3 protein-coding genes are annotated in these 1,742 nt (G+C 50.8%); all 3 read right to left on the bottom strand.

What is annotated here, in order from left to right; genetic code table 11:
• Window positions 1–79: 79 nt before the first annotated feature.
• On the bottom strand, window positions 80–721 hold the full coding sequence (locus NW820_RS00995; RefSeq protein WP_414406440.1) for a Uma2 family endonuclease: 642 nt from the start codon (window positions 719–721) through the stop codon (window positions 80–82).
• Window positions 721–1,113: a hypothetical protein gene (locus tag NW820_RS00990; protein WP_414406439.1), complete on the bottom strand. Its 393-nt coding sequence runs from the start codon at window positions 1,111–1,113 to the stop codon at window positions 721–723. The genes NW820_RS00995 and NW820_RS00990 overlap by 1 nt, the downstream gene beginning before the upstream one ends.
• 24 nt (window positions 1,114–1,137) lie before the next feature.
• On the bottom strand, window positions 1,138–1,742 hold a 605-nt coding region (gene cmr4, locus NW820_RS00985), incomplete at its 5' end, for a type III-B CRISPR module RAMP protein Cmr4 (protein ID WP_414406438.1).

Genomic DNA, 1,742 nt, shown 5'->3' with positions numbered 1-1,742 from the left:
TGGGATCCGAGGGATGTCCTAACCAGGGAGCAGGACGATTGCTAGGCATTTGATCTTCTCCTAAAGATGGAAAGCAGTATTAGGAATTGCGAAGCGTTTCCCGAAATTCGCGCAACATAGCGCTGGTGCCAATTTCTAAGGCGCGTCGAATAAGTTGAGGTACAAGACTGGAGATGTCGAAGTCTGGAAAAAGCCGGCTGCAGCTCGATTCTACGTAGTCTTCTCCCTGCAGAATAAACATCCGTAAACTTCGCTCACCCAAGAGCCAAACTTCGGGCACACCAGTAGCTTTATAAGCATCGATAAAGGTTCGGGAAGTAATGTCGGACTCAATGGCCAGATCAGGCGGAGGCAACAGATCGACATCGATCCTTCCCTCACACCCTCGCACCTGCTCTAGGTGATGGACATAAAAGCAGGTGTCAGGCTCCACCCCAGCACTGCCAGACTTTTTAAGGGTTGTTGAGCCAAAGTCTTCCCAGTCTCTCCCTTGAGAATCAAGGAGAGCTTTCACAATATCTCCGGCAATGCGGTGAGGGCGCTCATGTTTGGACAAGGGAGACATAATCTCTAAAGTGCCGTTGTAATAGGCAACGCGAGTGTGGCGGTCTTCCCCTAACTCCTCCAAAATGCTCTCAAAGTCTTGCCAAGTCAGCGAATGGATGACCACTTGGCTTCCTTCACACAGGGAAATAGACTGGATTGGAATGGCTACGCTCATTATTCCCCTCCGCTAATGTCATGGTAAATGGCTGTAGCCCAGAAGCTGAATTCTTGCGCCAAAGCAAGTCCCAGCCCTGTTAAACCCAGGTACTCTTCAACTCCCAACCCCATGAGACGATCCAGGCCGTTGGATTTGGCAATTTCGTTTTGACCGGAGATCTTTTCTAGGCAATCGAAAAACTCCTTGACCACCTCTTTTTTGCCCTCTTGGCTAAGGGCGTCTTCTTCGGCCTTGAGGCGCAGCAAACCCCAGGTGGAAAGATAGGTGTACAGCTCCACAGCCTGGTTCTTCTGCTCTTTTAGCCTTTCTGTATCCTTGGTTTGTGCTCTGAGCTGGCACAGGGATTCGTAAACGGGCTTGGCTAATGTACGCGGGTCAAAGCTATTCATAAAACCTCCCTCCTAGGTTGAGATCTAGTTCAAAGACAGCTCCACAAAGCCTCGGCCCAAGCTTTCCTGGCCGCCAATCTGCATAATCTGGTTGGATTGCAGCAGATCTCGAAACTCTTTCATTGCCTCCTCAGAACTGCCATTTGCTTGGGCGGTAACCCCCCAGGTAAAGTACATCAAGCTGTCAGGAGGAATGGCCTCTTCATAGCGGAAGCCTCCTTCCACAACCTTGTGCTCGCTAAGCTTGACTTTCACCTGCCGCCACAGGCTCATTTGAATGAGGGTGGCACAGTGCTGATCGGGTAAAACAATCACGCGACTGATATTAGGATCTTTGGTGTAGCTCTTCCATTCCGACCATTGTCGAAGACCCTCTTTGAGAATGGCATCTTTGAGGTAGATAGGCTGGTTTGTTCCCAAGTTGGTGCTATAGGGATCCGGCACTGACAGATTCTGGCCTGTTAGCCGCAGCCAGCGCTTGAGCAGAAGCGGGCAGCTTATCCACACCACCCCGTGGCTGAGGGAGGGCACCGGGATCCAAAGCAAGGAGCCATCTCCAATCCAAATGGATCCCTGGGTCAGCTGATCCCCTTCCCCAATTTCGTTGCCAAAGAGCTCAAATTTTTTGT

This window comes from Synechococcus sp. R55.7 (assembly GCF_047461955.1).
GTDB lineage: Bacteria > Cyanobacteriota > Cyanobacteriia > Thermostichales > Thermostichaceae > Thermostichus.
The sequence above is the reverse complement of the archived record's forward strand: the minus strand, read 5'-3'. Positions and strand labels throughout refer to the sequence as shown.